The 17385-nt window shown below is 58.6% G+C and carries 13 protein-coding genes and 2 pseudogenes; 10 read left to right on the top strand and 5 right to left on the bottom strand.

From position 1 onward, the window contains the following. Nucleotides 1-489, top strand: a complete 489-nt coding sequence (locus KW849_RS08645; RefSeq protein WP_218428987.1) for a (2Fe-2S)-binding protein — start codon at nt 1-3, stop codon at nt 487-489. A 14-nt stretch (nt 490-503) separates the two neighbouring features. Then, nucleotides 504-4073: a molybdopterin cofactor-binding domain-containing protein gene (locus KW849_RS08650; RefSeq protein ID WP_218428988.1), complete on the top strand. Its 3570-nt coding sequence runs from the start codon at nt 504-506 to the stop codon at nt 4071-4073. On the opposite strand, the gene KW849_RS08655 is transcribed toward KW849_RS08650, so the two are convergent. Beyond that, nucleotides 4067-4732, bottom strand: a complete 666-nt coding sequence (locus KW849_RS08655; protein WP_218428989.1) for a TetR/AcrR family transcriptional regulator — start codon at nt 4730-4732, stop codon at nt 4067-4069. The genes KW849_RS08650 and KW849_RS08655 overlap by 7 nt on opposite strands. A 313-nt stretch (nt 4733-5045) precedes the next feature. On the opposite strand from KW849_RS08655, the gene KW849_RS08660 reads away from it, so the two are divergent. Then, the gene (locus KW849_RS08660) at nt 5046-6239 is read left to right on the top strand and encodes an XdhC family protein (RefSeq protein WP_218428990.1); all 1194 of its coding nucleotides are present in this window, start codon (nt 5046-5048) and stop codon (nt 6237-6239) included. A gap of 193 nt (nt 6240-6432) precedes the next feature. On the opposite strand, the pseudogene KW849_RS08665 reads toward KW849_RS08660, so the two are convergent. Then, nucleotides 6433-6837: pseudogene (locus KW849_RS08665) on the bottom strand (methyl-accepting chemotaxis protein); the annotation flags it as partial. A 178-nt stretch (nt 6838-7015) separates the two neighbouring features. Here KW849_RS08665 and KW849_RS08670 point away from each other — a divergent pair. The 3 genes and pseudogenes from KW849_RS08670 to KW849_RS31310 all read left to right on the top strand — a co-directional run bounded on the left by KW849_RS08670 (nt 7016) and on the right by KW849_RS31310 (nt 9392). Then, nucleotides 7016-8407 carry a nodulation protein NfeD gene (locus KW849_RS08670; RefSeq protein ID WP_371319122.1) on the top strand — a complete coding sequence of 464 codons (1392 nt, stop codon included), beginning with the start codon at nt 7016-7018 and terminating at the stop codon, nt 8405-8407. 3 nt (nt 8408-8410) lie between these two features. Beyond that, a pseudogene (locus KW849_RS08675) lies at nt 8411-8503 on the top strand (slipin family protein); the annotation flags it as partial. 388 nt (nt 8504-8891) lie between these two features. Beyond that, on the top strand, nt 8892-9392 hold the full coding sequence (locus KW849_RS31310; RefSeq protein ID WP_256357132.1) for a hypothetical protein: 501 nt from the start codon (nt 8892-8894) through the stop codon (nt 9390-9392). A 676-nt stretch (nt 9393-10068) separates the two neighbouring features. Here the strand turns inward: KW849_RS31310 and KW849_RS08685 are convergent. After that, a complete protein-coding gene (locus KW849_RS08685; RefSeq protein ID WP_218429149.1) occupies nt 10069-10659 on the bottom strand; it encodes a helix-turn-helix domain-containing protein in 591 nt (196 codons plus the stop codon). A 53-nt stretch (nt 10660-10712) separates the two neighbouring features. Further along, on the bottom strand, nt 10713-10874 hold the full coding sequence (locus KW849_RS08690) for a hypothetical protein (RefSeq protein WP_218428992.1): 162 nt from the start codon (nt 10872-10874) through the stop codon (nt 10713-10715). A 347-nt stretch (nt 10875-11221) separates the two neighbouring features. Between KW849_RS08690 and KW849_RS08695 the strand changes: the two genes are divergently transcribed. The 4 genes from KW849_RS08695 to KW849_RS08710 all read left to right on the top strand — a co-directional run bounded on the left by KW849_RS08695 (nt 11222) and on the right by KW849_RS08710 (nt 16344). Further along, nucleotides 11222-13216, top strand: coding sequence for an ATP-binding cassette domain-containing protein (locus tag KW849_RS08695; RefSeq protein WP_371319128.1), 1995 nt, complete (start codon nt 11222-11224; stop codon nt 13214-13216). Nucleotides 13217-13229: 13 nt separating this feature from the next. Next, nucleotides 13230-14279, top strand: a complete 1050-nt coding sequence (locus KW849_RS08700) for a glycine betaine ABC transporter substrate-binding protein (RefSeq protein ID WP_218428994.1) — start codon at nt 13230-13232, stop codon at nt 14277-14279. Next, the gene (locus KW849_RS08705; RefSeq protein WP_218428995.1) at nt 14276-15196 is read left to right on the top strand and encodes a homocysteine S-methyltransferase family protein; all 921 of its coding nucleotides are present in this window, start codon (nt 14276-14278) and stop codon (nt 15194-15196) included. The genes KW849_RS08700 and KW849_RS08705 overlap by 4 nt, the downstream gene beginning before the upstream one ends. Before the next feature lie 128 nt (nt 15197-15324). After that, nucleotides 15325-16344 (top strand): ABC transporter substrate-binding protein, encoded by a 1020-nt coding sequence (locus KW849_RS08710; protein WP_218429150.1) that lies wholly within the window; start codon nt 15325-15327, stop codon nt 16342-16344. A 9-nt stretch (nt 16345-16353) separates the two neighbouring features. Here the strand turns inward: KW849_RS08710 and KW849_RS08715 are convergent, their stop codons facing one another. Continuing rightward, the gene (locus KW849_RS08715; protein WP_218428996.1) at nt 16354-17205 is read right to left on the bottom strand and encodes a LysR substrate-binding domain-containing protein; all 852 of its coding nucleotides are present in this window, start codon (nt 17203-17205) and stop codon (nt 16354-16356) included. Nucleotides 17206-17385: the final 180 nt, after the last annotated feature.

Below are 17385 nucleotides of genomic sequence, written 5' to 3' on the forward strand. Positions count from 1 at the left end.
ATGAGTGAGCAAGCACTGGTGCCGGAAAAGACCGTGACGCTTCACGTCAATGGCCAGACCACTACGGTCTGTGCCATGGCCGACACGCCGCTGTTGCTGGTGCTGCGCAATGATTTACAGCTCAACGGCCCGAAATACGGTTGTGGCCTGGGCGAGTGCGGCGCCTGCACGGTGATCATCGATGGTGTTGCGGCGCGGGCTTGTGTGTTTCCGTTGTCCGGCGCCGAGGGCCGGGAAATCACCACCCTCGAAGGCATTGGCAGCCGAGAGCATCCGCACCCGGTGCAACAGGCCTTTATAGATGAGCAGGCGGCGCAGTGTGGCTACTGCATGAACGGCATGATCATGACCGCCAAGGCCTTGCTCGACCGCAATCCGCACCCCAGCGAGGCGCAGATACGCAACGAGTTGTCGGCCAATCTCTGCCGCTGCGGCACCCATATCGAAATTCTTCGTGCGGTACTGCGTGCCGCCCGTCAAAAGCCTTGAACGGATTGATGACCATGACTCATGCAACGCTCACCCGTGATCAGCTGTTGGCCAAGTCCGGCGTTTTGTTGGTCGTCGATCAGATACAGCCACCGTCCGGCCCCGTCGCCAAAGGTTGTGTACCCGTCATCAAACCCAAGGAGCTAGCGTTGTTCCTTGCGGTCAATGACGATGGCAAGGTCTATGCGTTCAACGGCCACGTGGACCTGGGCACCGGGATCCGTACTGCGCTGGCACAAATCGTCGCCGAAGAGCTGGACCTGGCGCTGGATCAAGTCTGTATGGTCCTTGGCGATACCGATAGCGCGCCGAACCAGGGCGCAACCATCGCCAGTGCGACCATCCAGATTTCGGCCATCCCCTTGCGTAACGCGGCGGCTGAAGCCCGGCGATTTTTGCTGGCGCGGGCGGCCCAGCGTTTAGCCGTTGCGGCTGACACCTTGCGTATAAGCAGCGGGGTAGTCAGCAGCGAAGACGGTCGCCAGCTAACGCTTGCCGAACTGGTGGAGGGCGAGCGTGACCAGTTGACGATTTCTGGCGACGCGCCACTCAAGCGTCTGGAAGATTATCGGCTGGTGGGCAAGGGCGCAGCGCGGGTGGACATTCCCGGTAAAGCCACCGGTGAGCTGACCTACGTGCATGACATGCGGCTGCCGGACATGCTTCATGGCCGGGTGATTCGCCCGCCTTATGCCGGGCTCGACAGCGGCGATTTTGTCGGCAACAGCCTGCTGGAGGTGGACGAGTCCTCCATCGCGCACATTCCCGGCATCGTCCGGGTGGTGGTGATTCGCGATTTCGTCGGCGTGGTCGCCCTGCGTGAAGAGCAGGCTGCGAAGGCCGCCCAGGCGCTGAAAGTCACTTGGAAAGCCTGGAACCACAAACTGCCGAACATGGATGACGTCGCTCAGGCCATTCGCGACAACCCCCGGGTACAGCGCGTCGTGCTGGACAAGGGCAATGTTGAGCAAGCCTTGGAGCAGGCCAGCGAGCGCATGGCCCGCACCTACCTGTGGCCGTATCAGCTTCACGCCTCCATCGGCCCGTCATGTGGGCTGGCGGACTATCATGAGGACGGCATTCGCGTCTGGTCCGGCACGCAAAACCCGCATTTACTGCGCGCTGACCTGGCATGGCTGTTGGAGTATCCGGAAGAGCGGATCGAGATCATCCGCATGGAAGCGGCAGGTTGTTACGGGCGTAATTGCGCCGACGACGTGTGCGCCGATGCGGTGTTACTGTCCCGGGCTGTTGGCCTGCCGGTACGGGTGCAGCTGACCCGCGAGCAGGAGCATGTCTGGGAGCCCAAAGGCACGGCGCAACTGATGGAAGTCGATGGAGGCATCAATGCCGATGGTGGTGTGGCCGGTTACGATTTCCAGACCAGCTACCCGTCCAACGGTGCGCCGACCCTGGCACTGCTGCTGACAGGGCGTGTCGAACCGGTAGCGGCGATGTTCGAAATGGGCGACCGCACTTCGATCCCTCCGTATGATTTTGAACACATGCGCGTGAGCGTAAATGACATGGCACCCATTGTCCGGGCTTCGTGGATGCGGGGCGTGTCGGCGCTGCCCAATACTTTCGCCCATGAGTCGTATATTGATGAATTGGCCTTTGCTGCGGGCGTCGACCCTGTCGAATACCGCTTGCGTTATCTGAATGATGAGCGCGCCTCGGATCTGGTCAAGGCCACGGCTGCCCGCGCCGAATGGACGCCGCGTACGCAGCCGATGCAAATCCCGGAACAAGACAACATCCTGCGCGGCCGGGGTTTTGCCTATGCCCGTTACATTCACAGCAAATTTCCAGGCTTTGGCGCGGCGTGGGCGGCGTGGGTCGCGGACGTGGCGGTGGACAAGCGCAGCGGCGAAGTGTCAGTCACCCGGGTCGTGATTGGTCATGACGCCGGGATGATGATCAATCCGGCCGGTGTTCAGCATCAGATTCACGGCAATGTGATTCAGTCCACCAGCCGCGTGCTCAAGGAGCGTGTGACCTTCGAGGAGTCCACCGTTGCCAGCAAGGAATGGGGCGGCTACCCGATCCTGACATTCCCCCAGGTACCGGAAATCGATGTGCTGATGATGCCGCGCCAGAACGAAGCACCCATGGGGGCGGGTGAGTCGGCGGCAGTGCCGAGCGCGGCAGCGATAGCCAATGCGATCTACGACGCCACCGGGATTCGCTTTCGTGAACTACCGATCACCGCTGAGCGTGTGCTGGCAGCGCTCAAAGGCTCGGCGGACGAAGCGAATGCCAATCCCCCTGATTCGCCAAAGGCCAAGCGCTCGAAATGGTTGTTCGGCTCATTGTTCGCCGCGTTCGGCGCGATACTTGGCGTTGCTGCCACGGCTTTGCCCTGGCGTGCGGAAATCGCACCGATCACGCCACCCAGCGCGGGCACCTGGTCTGCGGCGACGCTGGAGCGAGGGCGTTTGCTGGCAGCCGTCGGCGATTGCGCGGTGTGCCACACTGCGCCAGGCGGTGCGACCAATGCGGGCGGGTTGGCAATGCAGACGCCTTTCGGAACGCTGTACAGCAGCAACATCACACCTGACCCGAAAACCGGGATTGGCAGTTGGTCCTATCCCGCGTTCGAGCGGGCCATGCGCGATGGCATCAGTCGCGATGGCAAGAATCTGTATCCGGCATTTCCTTACACTGCCTTCAGGAATATCAACGATGCCGATATGCAGGCGCTGTACGCGTACTTGATGTCACAGGCCCCGGTGAGCCAGCCAGCCAAGGTCAACGACATGCAGTTCCCATTCAACATGCGGCCGCTGATGGCGGGTTGGAACGCTTTATTCCTGCGCAAGGGTGAAATCCAGGTGCAGCCGCAACGCAGCGAGCAGTGGAATCGCGGCGCCTACCTGGTCAATGGGTTGGGTCACTGCGCGGCCTGTCATTCACCGCGCAACCTGATGGGGGCGGAGAAGGGCGGTAAAAATTTCCTGGCGGGCGGCATGGTCGATGGCTGGGAAGCCCCTGCGCTCAATGGCTTATCCAAATCGCCCACGCCGTGGACCGAAGACCAACTGTTCACCTACCTGAGCAGTGGTTATTCCGATGCCCACGGTGTCGCGGCGGGACCCATGGGGCCAGTGGTGAGTGAATTGGCGAAGCTGCCCAAAACAGACATACGGGCGATGGCGGTTTACCTCGCGTCGCTCGATGGAGCGGCGCAAGCACAGACCCGCTCAAGCACCGAAACCGTAGCGCAACCCAGCATCACAGAGGTGTCGTTGAGCAATGGTCGGCGGGTGTTTGAAGGTTCCTGCCAAGGCTGTCACGCCGATGGTCTTGGGCCGAAATTGTTTGGTGTCAGCCCCTCGTTGGCGCCTAATACCAACCTTCACAGCGCTCTGCCAGACAACCTGCTGAAGGTCATTTTGCAAGGCATCTCCAACCCGGCGACGCCGGACCTTGGTTACATGCCAGGTTTCAAGGACAGCCTGTCCAACAGGCAGATCGCCGAACTGACGGCCTATCTGCGCAATCGCTTCGCCTCAGCTGAACCAGCGTGGCAAGGGCTGGAGCAGAAGGTCGCGCACTTGCGGGCCAATCCCGGATCTCATTGATCAGAGAGTCGCTGAGACGCAGGCAGTGTCAGCACACCGCGCACCACCAGATCGCTGATGAACGCCAGCCAGTCCTGCTGCTGGCCTTGATCCGCCAGGTCTTGACCAAGAAATGAGGTGAGGGTGTGCCGGTTGGAGTTATAGAAGTAGCAGAGCGAGGCGATCATCAAGTAGACGTGATTGATGTCGATGTCCTGGCGAAACACCCCTTGCCGCTGACCCGCTTCGATGATCGGTGTGATCACGCCCAGCGTGGTGCTGGACAGGCGACGAAGCTCACTGGACTGTCTGGCGTGCGTGCCCTCGTGCAGGTTTTCGATATTGAGGATAGCGACGAATTCCGGATGCTTTACATAGTAATGCCAGACGAATGCTACCCGATCACGCAAGGCCTGCACGGGGTTCGAAAGGTCCGGGTGTAGCATGCTTTCGGCTTGGTTGAATGCTTCATAAGTGTGCTCAAGCACCCGTACAAAGAGGTTTTCCTTGCTGCCGAAATAGTAATAGATCATCCGGTCATTGGAATCGGCTTCACTGGAAATCTGTTCGATCCGCCCGCCCGCATAACCATCACGGGTGAAGACCTTGACCGCGGCCTTGAGAATACGAGCCTTGGTCTGGTCGGCCTGTTGGGCTCTGATACCTGTTTTTTTGTTCACGCTGTTGCCCTTGACGATTATGCGTAGCGATATTTATGGCTAGGAAATGACATGACATTCCGTGGTAGTACGCCACCGATCTCTGAACTGGGCACTCCGGCCAAAGGGTTTATTTGGGCGCCCCGGATTTTCTCGTACACCGTATGCATTAGATCGATGGCGCATTGTTCTTCGACGAATGCAAGGGAATGAATAGTACTCCCGTTCACTGCGTTCGGCGGGTTGTTGGCAACGCTGTTTTTCCCCGCAAACGAGGGGCCGATCACTTGGAGACGATGCGCAGCAATCAACTGAATTTGACCCGGGAGTGACCATGTCTGATTTGTACGCCTTGCTCGATGCATTGGATCAAGCCAGCAGCACAAAGATCGATGCTGTACTCGCCACGGTCGTCAAGGTCGAGGGCTCGGCCTATCGGCGTCCGGGTGCGAGGATGCTGATTCCGCTTTTTGGCCAGACAGTCGGAACTATAAGCGGTGGTTGTCTGGAACAGGAATTGGCCAGGAAGGCTTGGTGGTTAACCGAGTCCGGTGGCGCAGTGATTCGTCGTTACAGCACTGCAGCCCAGGAAGATGAGCACGCCGATGATGAAGATGCGGCGCTGACGTTTGGTCTGGGCTGCAACGGTACCGTGCATGTACTCCTGGAACGCCATGATGCCGGCAAGCGGAGTCTGTTGCTCGATGTGCTTCAACGGGTGAGGGCCACTGGTCAACCGGCAGCTCTGGCAACGGTCATCTCGGCGGGTCGAAAAAACCGTGTGCGAGTCGGTGCTCGAATGGGGCTGAACGCCTTTATGAACGCGTGTGAGGGCATCCACTGCCAAGCGTTTCAACACGCCCTGCGTAGTGATTTGCTCACTACCTTTGAGCGCAAAAAGTCTCAGTTGATGAATTACGGAAGCGGTGTAGATGAGGTCGAGGTCTTTCTTGAATACATCGCGCCACAGCGTCGACTGATGATCTTTGGTGCGGGTCATGACGCCCAGCCTTTGGTGCGGTTCGCCAGGGATTTGAACTGGCATGTAACGGTAGTGGACGGGCGTGCGCACTTTGCTCGCCCGGAACGGTTCCCTGGAGCAAGCCACGTCATTGTTGCGCCTATCAACGAGCCCTTTAACTTATCCAGTGCTGTCGACGGTGCCGCAGTGGTGATCATGACCCACAGTTATCGACAGGATCGGTATTGGCTGGAAAACGTTTTGCAATGTTCTCCCGCCTATGTCGGGCAGTTGGGTCCTCGAGAGCGAACAGAACGACTGCTTGATGAGATGGGCGCATCGGCCCGTTCGCCAGAAGTTGTGCCCGGGCTTCATTATCCGATTGGGTTGGATTTGGGGGGCGATACCCCGGCGAGCGTGGCCTTGGCCATTGTTGGCGAGATCACGGCCTACCTCAATGAACGCAGTGGCGGCATGCTGAAATACCGCAAGACCACCATTCACCAAGCTTGTGAGCCAACCCGCTCTCCAGCGGTGGGCGGCCTGCAGGCGAAAATGGAAGCGTAGCGGCTACAGGGACTTGTGCAGTTTTGCGGTTCAGGCTTTCTAAACTGGCAGATCACCTACTGTGTCCTCTGTACGAGCGGTTGATACGATCCTGATATCGATGGGTTTTGAATTCGAGTTTTTATCCTCGATGGCGCGAGCCCGGATTGCGCCGCAGCGGTTGTTGCGCGCCGGTTCTTCCGGCGCATGAGGCTTAGATGCGGAAACTGCCAACCAATTGCTTCAGGCGCGCGGCCTGCTGCTCAAGGTCTGAGCAGGCCCGCAAGGTCGATTGAAGATTTTCCACGCCTTGCAGATTCAGTGTGTTGATCTCGCTGATGTCCATGTTGATCGAGTCAACCACGGCGGTTTGCTCCTCGGTGGCGATGGCCACCGACTGGTTCATGCCGTCGATTTCGCCGATGCGTAGGGTCACGCTGCTCAGGCGCTCGCCGGCAAGGTTGGCAATCTCCACGCTGTCCTTGCTGTGACGCTGGTTTTCACCCATGGTGCTGACCGATTCGCGGGCGCCCACTTGCAGCTCTTCTTTCATGGTCTGCACTTGTTGCGACGACTCCTGGGTCCGGTGCGCCAGGTTGCGCACTTCATCGGCAATCAATGGGGGGATGTCGACCAGTTCCGTCGGATCGCCCTCGACTAGTAAAGCCCGCCAAGGCTGGCGCTTCAGTTCTGGCACTTGCCCTGCATTAACCGCCGCGCCTGTATCGCCTATGGCTGACTCAACTACGCTTTAAGTGAAGGTTGAAGACTGCCGAACCCGCTCCTGGGAGGGTCCCGTGAACAGTCACTGGTGGCGCCGCCTGCTCTTGGTGATGATACTGGTCTGGCTACCGACGGTTTCGACGACGGCGTCGGCTGCGGGCAGTGTCGTGATTCTGACCGTCAACGATGCTATTGGTCCGGCCAGTGCCGACTACGTGGAACGCGGCTTGATACGTGCGGTGACCGAGGGCGCACAGTTGGTGGTCATCAACCTCGACACCCCCGGCGGGCTGGACACTTCGATGCGCTTGATCATCAAGGCGATTCTGGCCAGCCCCCTGCCAGTGGCCAGTTTCGTTGCCCCCAGTGGCGCACGCGCGGCCAGCGCCGGCACCTATATTTTGTATGCCAGCCACATTGCCGCCATGACCCCGGGTACCAACCTGGGCGCCGCTACACCAGTGCAGATCGGCGGCCTACCCGGGACCGCACCCGAACCACCTCACTCACCCACCACACCCGCCACTGACAAGAACTCTCCGCCTGAGCTACGGGACACCATGACTCGAAAACAGATCAACGATGCGGCGGCTTACATCCGTGGTCTTGCGCAATTGCGCGGACGCAATGCCGACTGGGCCGAACAAGCGGTACGTGAATCGCTCAGCTTGTCGGCCGACGAAGCGCTCAAACTCAAGGTGGTCGATTATGTGGCCAATGACGTGGCAGACCTGCTCAAGCAACTGGACGGCAAGAGCCTGAATGTCGCCGGTCAGACGTTGAGGCTGAGCACCGCCGGGGCTACGCTCATCGACCAAGCGCCTGATTGGCGCACACAACTGTTGGTGGTGATCACAAACCCCAGCGTGGCATTGCTGCTGATCATGTTCGGGGTCTATGGATTGATATTCGAATTCATGAACCCAGGGTCAAGTGTCGGTGGAGTGCTCGGTGGTATCTGCCTGTTGCTGGGGCTGTATGCCCTGCAACTGTTGCCCGTGAATTACGCCGGGGTCGGACTGATTCTGCTAGGGATCGCCTTCATGATCGCTGAGGTATTTTTACCGAGTTTTGGTGTAATCGGCTTGGGTGGGGTAGTTGCCTTTGTAGTAGGTGCAGTGATTTTAATGGACACCGATGTACCAGGTTTCGGCATTCCGTTGGCGCTGATCATCGGCATGGCACTGATCAGCACCCTGTTGTTGATGACTCTGGTCGGTATGGCGCTCAAGGCCCGACGCCGTGCCCTGGTCAGCGGCGATGCGGGCTTGGTCGGCAGCCTGGCTACGGTGACGGGGCTGCTGCCGGGTCTGCCGATGAGCGGCTGGGTGCAACTGCAGGGCGAAAGATGGCAAGTTCAGAGCCGCTCGCCCCTGCACCTGGGCCAACAGGTCCGGGTGGTGGCGCGCACGGGTTTGATGCTGGAGGTCATTGCATCGGATGAAACGCCACCGCGAGGAGGTTGATCCATGTTCGTCGAATTGGGTTTTGGCGCGCTGCTAGCCCTGCTCCTTGTGTTGGTGTTCTCGGCCGTCCGGATTCTGCGCGAATACGAGCGCGGGGGTGGGGATTACCAAACTGTCGGTGATTACGGCGAAGCAAGAAACGTTGAAGTCTCTCGAGTTTTTACATAATAGGGGGGCGTATGGTCCGTCTCCCGGCGGAGAAGAGAAACAAGTCGGTGCTGGTTAGATCGTTTATTTCTTTCAGTTATGTAAAAAGATTTAAGTTGCATATCCAAAGCCGATGAAACGGCGTGATGGCTTTAAAGAAATCTGCAATAGCAATTAAACGGCCGCTATAACAGTCGTAACTCCCCCTGGTACTTCATTAATCTGGCTCCGACGTCCATTTTTGCTGCTGGATCAACCTCTTGCCGGCCATCCGCCAATCCTTAGAATCCACTCCATCAGCTTCGTCCAACTCTCAAATCCTCCAGGGAACAACACCATGATGAACGCCATGCAGATGCCAATGCCAATGAACACCAACATGCCGATGATGGGCATGCCGATGATGATGGCGACCATGACCTGCGACATGATGGACGATGGCATGATGTGCAAGATGATGCCGGCCGCCGGCATGGACATGGCGATGTTCAAGAACAGCGCCGAAATGATGCAGATGATGATGAACTGCGGCATGCCGATGATGATGCATTGCGGCAACATGAGCATGATGTGCATGTCCCCGGCGAGCATGGCCATGCCGGGGATGAGCATGATGATGCCAATGCCGATGATGGGCATGCCGATGCCGTCGATGAAGTGCGTGATGGAATGCACCATGATGGATGACTGCATGATGTGCAAAATCATGCCGATGGCAGGCATGAACATGGACATGATGAAAAGCTGCTGCGCCCTGATGATGAAAATGATGAACGACTGCAGCATGCCGATGATGATGAGCTGCAATGGCATGCCGCTGATGTGCTGCACCTGCTGATCCTTGGCATCAGACATTAAAAAGGTTCTTCACGGAATTCCGGGGGGAACACATATAACGAAATATCTGTAGGGGCTGCCGAAGGTTCGGGCCGCGTTCGGACGATCTTTTTGATCTTGATCTTCAGCAATCTCCAGATCGCAAAAGCAAGATCAAAAGATCGTCCGAACGCGGCCCGAACCTTCGGCAGCTCCTACAGGGGAGCGCGTGCACCACCAAACAACGAGGTCGAGCGTTAGCTCGCCTCGCGGTGCTGTTGCGGTGCACGCCCCCTCGTGAGGCCGAGTGGAGGTTCTGCGCAGTGGGCAACCCGGCATGGATGCCGGGTTAGCCGCCGCCGGCCATGGATGGCCGATGGCGGCGGGCCCACGGAGCAGGACCGGAGCGAGGGCATGCCGAGCCACAGCGAGGCACCGAATGTAAGGGGCAGAGCGCTTTGGTTACTTTCGCGCTCTTCGAAAGTGACCCGCCGTCAGGGCGGAACCCTAAGTGGCCGTTACCGCAGCAATGAATATGTACACCAGGAAGAAAATGCTCGGCCGAAAGGTCGCCATCGCTGGCAAGTCGGATCGCCGCACCGCAGCTCCTACAGGTATCGGTGTTCCCCAGGATTGCGTGAAGAACCATTAAAAAGCCCGGCAGGGTTAACCCTGCCGGGCTTTTTAATGTCTGCTTTTCAGTCCAGGCGTTCCGGGTAAGTCACCACAAGATACGCCACCGCCTCACTGTCGGCCGGGTTGCGGTAGCGGTGGGGCTGGTCCGCATAGAACAGGATCGAGTCGCCGGTGGAGAGCAGGTAGCGCTTGTCGTTGACGCTGATCTCCAGCACACCCTGAGCCACCACCAGGTTTTCCTGCACTCCGGGGCCATGCCCTTCGGACTGATCCTCTCCCAGCGGGCTCAGGCGCAGTTCGTAAAACTCCGATTGGCGCGCCACGTCGAACGGAAACAGCGCGCGGCTGACAAAGGCGCCGCTGGCACTGACCAGCCGTTTGCTCTGGCTGGCCGACAGCATCGCCACCCCTTCGAAGGCCCGATGCTCCAGAAAGGCGGCCACCGACACCTTCAAGCCCTTGGCGATTTTGCACAGCACCTTGATGGACGGCACGCTGCGCCCGGACTCGATCTGCGCCAGCATCGCCCGGCTCACACCACACTGCCGGGCCAGGGCGTCAAGGGAAAGATGACGCTTGCTCCGCAGGCGTTGCAAGTTCTGTGCGACCCGTTCGCAGATCGGGTCTTCTGCCAATGGTTCCAGGTTGTTCAAATCCAGCACGGGTTCGTCGGCGCTCGCCAGAAAGCGCGAGGGTTCTTGCGCATTCACGCGTGACGCGTCTCGCTGGCTTTAGCGGCTTGCACCCACTGAGCGGCCTGCAAACCTGCATTGCGTACGTACATTTCCCACATGACCCGCGCCCGTTGCTGAGCCTGTTTGCGTTTGCGGTAGCTGGCGAAGTCGATGACGTTGGCTGTCGGATTCATGGGGCACTTCACTGTGGTGGTAAATGACGGGATGAACGGAGAGTACCCGGATAGATATATAACTATAAATACTGTTTTTGTATTTATTAATTCTTTTTGGTTATTTAAGCTCAGGCAATTGGACCGAGGCCTGACCCAAGGGACGGAACGGAGCAGCTTAAGCTAATTCCAAAAAGATATTTGTTTGTGTTTTTTAAGATCTATTAGCTTTATAGGTCTTAGAAAGTGTGCCGGGAGCTCCTGTGACTATCATTCAATCCTCTTTTGCGACTGCCCGGCCCGAGTCTGCTCAACGACTTGCGAAACCCTCCGACGATCAAGCCAATGAGGATGATGTAGTCCTTGAGCTGCGAAACGTCACCAAAGCTTATCTGCGAAAAAAAGGTTCTTCTGCGCCACCGGCAGTGAGCAATGTCAGCTTGAAGGTGCGTCGGGGCGAGGTCTTGTGCTTGATGGGGACGTCAGGAAGCGGCAAGTCGACGTTGTTGCGTCACATCAACCGCTTGATCGAACCCACGAGTGGTGAAGTCTTGATCGAGGGTCAAGCGATCAGCGGGTTGAGCCACAAGGCTTTACGTGATTTGAGGTCGCGACGCATCAGTATGGTGTTTCAGCATTTTGGTTTGTTACCTCACCGCACAGTGCTGGATAACGTCGCGCTTGCGCTGGAGTTGCGCGGCGAACGTGAGTCGATTCGTCACGCGGCAGCCTCCCTGCAGTTGCAGGCGGTAGGGCTGGAAGGTTGGGGTGAGTATTATCCGCATGAGCTCTCCGGCGGCATGCAGCAACGTGTCGGCCTGGCGCGGGCCTTGGTGACGGAGCCTGAAATCCTGCTGATGGACGAGCCTTTCAGTGCTCTGGACCCAACCATTCGCCGAGATCTGCAAAGCCATTTCCTTGCACTGGCCCGCGAGCGCGGCATCAGCACCTTGATAGTCACGCATGATCCGGCCGAAGCCATACGCCTGGCAGACCGAATAGCTGTGCTGCGCCATGGCCGTCTGGTGCAGTTGGGCACTCCAGAACAGTTGCTTGAACATCCCGCTGACGCCGAAGTCGCGGACTTCTTTCGGGATTGCACATCCACACCATCCCCTCAGTACAGCGTGGACAGCGTTAGCTTCAAGGCTCCAGAAAGTGAACTGCGCGAGCAGTCCGCTACCCCCGGCTTGCGTGGGTGGCAAGCTTTTTTGCTGGGGCCGGCGGCCCTGGCGGCGCGGGCCAAGGGCGGATTGTTCTGGCTTACGTTTGCCAGCGAACTCGCGGCATTGGCCGTCCTGGGTCAAGGCATTGCCAGTTCATCGTTGTTTGCGGTGCTGGCGGCAGTCGCCGTGTTCGCTGCCAGCCGCTTCACTGCGTTCTCGCTGAGCCGAGCGCCCGTGCGGCGAAACGCATCTGGTTGGGTTCTGCCGTTGGTGGTACTGCTGGTCAGTCAGGCCTTGGTGGTCTGGCGAGTCATTACGCCTGACACGACGAATGCAGTGCTGCAGTTCCCGGCCAATCGCCAGGCGCTACTGCTGGCAGCGCAGAGCATTGACGAATTTATCGGCTGGTCTCAGGTCACGTTCGAGGGGGCGTTTATCGGCGTGATCGTTGCCGTTCGCACCGTCATCGAAGGGATTGAAAACCTGCTGGGCTGGCTGCCCTGGACGGTGTCGGCGCTGGCTCTGGTGTTACTGGCCTGGCGTTCGGCTGGCGTCGCGTTGGCGCTGACCAGCAGCGCGGCGTTGTTGTACATCGGCCTGTTCGGCTTCTGGGAGCGAACCATCGCTACGCTGGCGCTGGTCGGTTCGTCGGTACTGATTGCTCTGGTCATCGGCGTGCCCACCGGCATTGTGCTGGCGAAGCGGCCGCTGGTACGACGGCTGCTCACACCTTTGCTGGATGTCATGCAGACGCTGCCAACCTTTGTCTACCTGATTCCTGCCGTGGCGTTCTTCTCGGTGGGCAAGACCCCGGCCGTGATCGCGACGGTGATTTTCGCGCTGGCGCCGATGATCCGTTTGACCTCGTTGGGTATTCAGGAAGTACCGAAGGACGCTGTCGAGGCTGCCGTCGCGCACGGCGCCAGTCCTTGGCAAACCCTGATCAAGGTGCAGCTGCCGCTCGCTCGCCGTTCGCTGTTGCTGGGAATTAACCAGACGATCGTCATGAGCCTGTCGATGGTGGTTGTGGCCGCGCTGATCGGCGCCGGCGGACTGGGTTATGACGTGATGACAGCACTGCGCAATATCAAGGGTGGCGAGGGTATGCTCGCCGGCGTGGCGATTGTCCTGTGCGCGCTGATCCCTGACCGAATCATTCAATCGAGCTTGCGCAAGCAAGATCACCCGCACAACTAACGTGAGACTTGTCATGAAGACACACTTATCGCGCACTGTGGGCGCAGCTGCGCTGCTGGCCTCCCTGATTCTCCCGGCAACCGTGTTGGCCAAGGACAAGATCGTCATCGGCGAGCAGAACTGGACAGGTGCAATCGCCATTCAGAACATCCTCGCAGAGGTGATCAAAACCCGACTGGACGGCGATGTATCGTACCTGGCCGGGGATGTCGCGGTGCTGTTCAGTGCCGCCGCGAAAGGCGATGGCTCGGTTGATGTGTTGACCGACATCTGGCTGCCCAACCAGTCGGCTGCCTGGAACAAGTACGTCACGGGTGGCCCCCGTTCACTGGTGCCAAACGTCAAGCCTTATGCGGGCGAACAAGGGTTCTATATCCCCGGGTATTTGCAGGACAAATACGGCGTTAAATCCATCTACGACCTGAAAAAGCCCGAAGTGGCCAAGCTGTTTGAGCCACTGGGCGGCGGCAAGGCTGAGTTGCTGGTGGGGCCGGCCGGCTGGGAGTCGACTTACATTGGCCAGATCAAGGCCAAGGATTACGGGTTTGCCGATAAATTCGAGTCGGTGTCCACGGAAGCTTCTGTGACCTATGCCAAGCTGGCCTCGGCCTACAAGGCGCAACGTGGCGTGGTGTTTTATGCCTACACCCCGGACTGGATCTTCTCGGCCTATGACCTGCGTCGCCTGGAAGAGCCCGCATTCGACGGCTACGCCCAGGACAACAAAAAAGGTGACCCGCTTTACAAGGTCGATGGCTGCTGGAAATTCATCAGCCCGACGGTCGATCCCGACTGGCTGAACAAAAGTCAGATTACCTGTGCCTTCCCGGATGCCAAGGTTCATGTCCTGGCGTCCGCAGCCTTGCAGACACGCGCCCCGAAAATTGCCGAGTTCCTGAAGAATGTCGCCATCGACCCGGCGCAGCTCAATGAGCTGATCCTGAAGATCGAAAAGGAAAAACTACCGGCTGACGTCGCGGCCAAAGAGTGGGTTCAGGCGAACACCGCCAAGGTTGATCAATGGCTGTCCGCGTCGGCGCCTAAGGTGAGTGCAAACCAATGAGTCAATCTTCTTTGCGTTTACTCGATGGCGGTATGGGGCGCGAGCTGAAACGTATCGGAGCGCCGTTTCGTCAGCCTGAATGGTCAGCGCTCGCACTGATCGAGGCACCCGGGTTTGTGCTTCGGGCTCATAGGGCGTTCGTGGATGCCGGTGCCCGGATAATCACCACCAACAGCTACGCGGTTGTGCCTTTTCATATAGGTGAAGAGCGCTTTGCCGCGCAGGGGCGAGTGCTGGCTGAGCGGGCTGGGCGGCTCGCTCGTCAGGCGGCGTCCGAGAGTGCCGAGCCGGTGACCGTGGCCGGCTCGTTACCGCCGGCTCTCGGATCCTATCGGCCGGACCTGTTCGATCATCAACGCTCTGTCGCGATCCATCGAGAGCTTATTGCCGGGTTGCGGGCGCATGTCGATGTCTGGTTAGCGGAAACTCAGAGTTCTACGGCTGAAGTCAGGGCGGTAGCGCAGGCGCTGGGCACAGAGCTCAAACCGCTGTGGGTGTCGTTTACGCTTCTGGATGAGGTCAATGAGTCACCGCAACTGCGTTCCACTGAGCCCGTCGGCGAGGCGGTACGCGTGGCGGCCGAGTTGGGTGCGAGAGTCGTGCTGTTCAATTGCAGTCAGCCGGAAGTCATGGCAGCGGCACTGGCCGAAGCCCGAGATGTTCTTGATAGCCTCGACCAGAGCATTGAGCTAGGGGTATACGCCAACGCATTTCCTCCCGTCAGCACAGAGGCCAAAGCCAATAGTACGTTGCTGGAGATTCGTAGCGATCTGGATCCCGAGTCATACTTGCGTTGGTCCAGATCCTGGGTCGCGGCTGGCGCCAGTATTGTTGGAGGATGCTGTGGCATCGGCCCAGAGCACATCGCGCAGTTGCACCTGCACTTGTTGGCGGACAGTGGGGTCGCTGGAACATGAGCGATCTTCAACAGCAAACACTGATTGAGCAGGCGACTTTTGGTGCCGGCTGTTTTTGGGGCGCTGAGGCGTCATTCAGAACATTGCCGGGCGTGCTCGGAGCTGATGGCGATGGCGCTGGGGCTTTCATGGCAACTCCCTTCAAGCGTTCAGCGTTGACAGTGTTGGCGACCTCCCTGGCTGCGGTGGGTATGTTACTGAGCTCCGGCGTTCACGCCGAAGGCAAAATCAGCATTGCCCAGCAATTTGGTATCGGTTACCTGATATTGGATGTGGTACGGGATCAGCAGCTCATCGAGAAACATGGCAAGGAGCAGGGCCTCGATATCAAGGTCGACTGGAACAGCATCTCCGGTGCCACGGCGATGAACGAGGCACTGTTGGCCGGCGCGCTGGATGTGGTGTCAGCCGGCGTGCCGCCGATGCTCACGATCTGGGACCGGACAAAAGGCAAGCAGAACGTCAAGGCCATTGCCTCGCTGGGCTCGATGCCCAATTACCTGCTGACGAATAAACCGAATGTGAAGAGCCTCAAGGACTTCACCGAGAAAGATCGCATCGCCGTACCGGCGGCGGGGGTCGGTTTCCAGTCGCGCACGCTGCAGATCGAAACGGCCAAACAGTTCGGCAAAGACAATTTCAAGAAGTTTGACGATATCTCGATCAGCCTTGCGCACCCGGATGCAACAGCGGCGCTGATTGCCGGCGGTTCAGAGATCAATTCACATTTTTCCAGTCCGCCGTTCCAGTACCAGGAACTGCAGAATCCCAACGTGCACAAGGTACTGAGCTCCTACGACGTACTCGGCGGGCAGGCCACGTTTAACGTGCTGTACACCACTGAAAAATTCCACGACGAAAACCCGAAAACCTACAAGGCGTTCTACGACGCGCTGGCCGAGGCCGAGACAATAATCAAGGCTGACAAGTCCGCGGCAGCCCAGACCTATATCCGGGTGGAGCAGTCGAAGCTGGCCTTGCCGCTGGTTGAGAAAATCGTCGCCGACCCCGAAATCGACTTTACCGTCGTGCCACAGCGCACCTTCATCTATGCCGAAAAATTGCAGGAGTCAGGTGTACTGAAAAACAAGGCGGCCAGCTGGAAGGACTACTTCTTTGAAGAAGCCCACGGCGGTGCGGGCAGCTGAACCGGGGCATCAGTGCCCTTGACTGCTTTTAATCAACTCATACGCCCGACGCACTAGCGGGTTTACGGTGTTCGGGCGAATCCACAAGTGATAGGTCACGTCTGGCAGTCGCGGCAACCCGTCATTTTCACCCAGTACGCGCATGTCCGGGCCGAGCATTTCCATACTTCTGGGGGTGACGCCCAGTCCCGCACGCGTCGCCGCTTTGATGCCGATCAGATTCGATGCCAGGTAAGCCTGGCGCCAGGGAATGTTGGCGCGCTCCAGGGCCTCCAGCGCGTAGCGGCGATAGATACTCGGTTCCTCGACGAGAATCAGTGGTAAGGGTTCGCCCGGAGTATGGATGTACTGGGCCGAGCAAATCCACCACACCGGCGAGGTGCGCAAGGCGAAGCCTTCAAGGGTCGGGTCTGCGCGGGTGGAGATCACCATGTCGACCTTGCCCCGGTGCAGGTCGTCCATCAGGAACGGACTGCGACCCACGTCGATCTCCAGGCGCAAGCGCGGTGCCGAGCGGGCGATGCGGCTGAGGATCGGCGGCAGGATGGTGTCGGCGATGTCGTGGGGCGAGCCGATGCGCAGCACACCGCTCAAGCTGCTTTCGTGCAATGAGTTCAGCGCGTCGTCGTTGAGCGAAAGCATTTGCCGGGCATGCCGTAACAACTGCTGCCCGGCTTCCGTAAGCTGCTTTTGCCGCCCGCGTTTTTCGAACAGGCTCACGCCCACCTGTTGCTCCAGGCGTTGCATGTGCTGGGTGACCGACGACTGCGTGCGGGCCATTCGTACGCCGGCCTCGGCAAAGCTGTGGTGATCGGCCACGGCAATGAAGGTGCGCAGTAATTCGAGATCGAGGGTCGACATGGCGGCTGTTTTTATATCAAGGGTGCGAACATAAACATTACATATATTTATGTGTTCGGAGAAATTGATTTTTCTGGAAGCTGGCATGGGTCAATAAACGTTGGCTTATAAGTGTTTTTCTAAAAAGTGACAGTGTCTGAGTTATAACGATATTAGATATTTGTATTTCCGTTACCTTGG

Origin of the sequence: Pseudomonas sp. PDM26 (assembly GCF_019219185.1) — a bacterium.
Taxonomy (GTDB): Bacteria; Pseudomonadota; Gammaproteobacteria; order Pseudomonadales; family Pseudomonadaceae; genus Aquipseudomonas.

Bases quoted from the DNA above. Each gene is read 5' to 3' on its own strand.
- KW849_RS08645 (WP_218428987.1), top strand. From the start codon at position 1: ATGAGTGAGCAAGCACTGGTGCCGGAAAAGACCGTGACGCTTCACGTC.
- KW849_RS08650 (WP_218428988.1), top strand. From the start codon at position 504: ATGACTCATGCAACGCTCACCCGTGATCAGCTGTTGGCCAAGTCCGGC.
- KW849_RS08660 (WP_218428990.1), top strand. From the start codon at position 5,046: ATGTCTGATTTGTACGCCTTGCTCGATGCATTGGATCAAGCCAGCAGC.
- KW849_RS31310 (WP_256357132.1), top strand. From the start codon at position 8,892: ATGATGAACGCCATGCAGATGCCAATGCCAATGAACACCAACATGCCG.
- KW849_RS08690 (WP_218428992.1), bottom strand. From the start codon at position 10,874: ATGAATCCGACAGCCAACGTCATCGACTTCGCCAGCTACCGCAAACGC.
- KW849_RS08700 (WP_218428994.1), top strand. From the start codon at position 13,230: ATGAAGACACACTTATCGCGCACTGTGGGCGCAGCTGCGCTGCTGGCC.
- KW849_RS08705 (WP_218428995.1), top strand. From the start codon at position 14,276: ATGAGTCAATCTTCTTTGCGTTTACTCGATGGCGGTATGGGGCGCGAG.
- KW849_RS08710 (WP_218429150.1), top strand. From the start codon at position 15,325: ATGGCAACTCCCTTCAAGCGTTCAGCGTTGACAGTGTTGGCGACCTCC.
- KW849_RS08715 (WP_218428996.1), bottom strand. From the start codon at position 17,205: ATGTCGACCCTCGATCTCGAATTACTGCGCACCTTCATTGCCGTGGCC.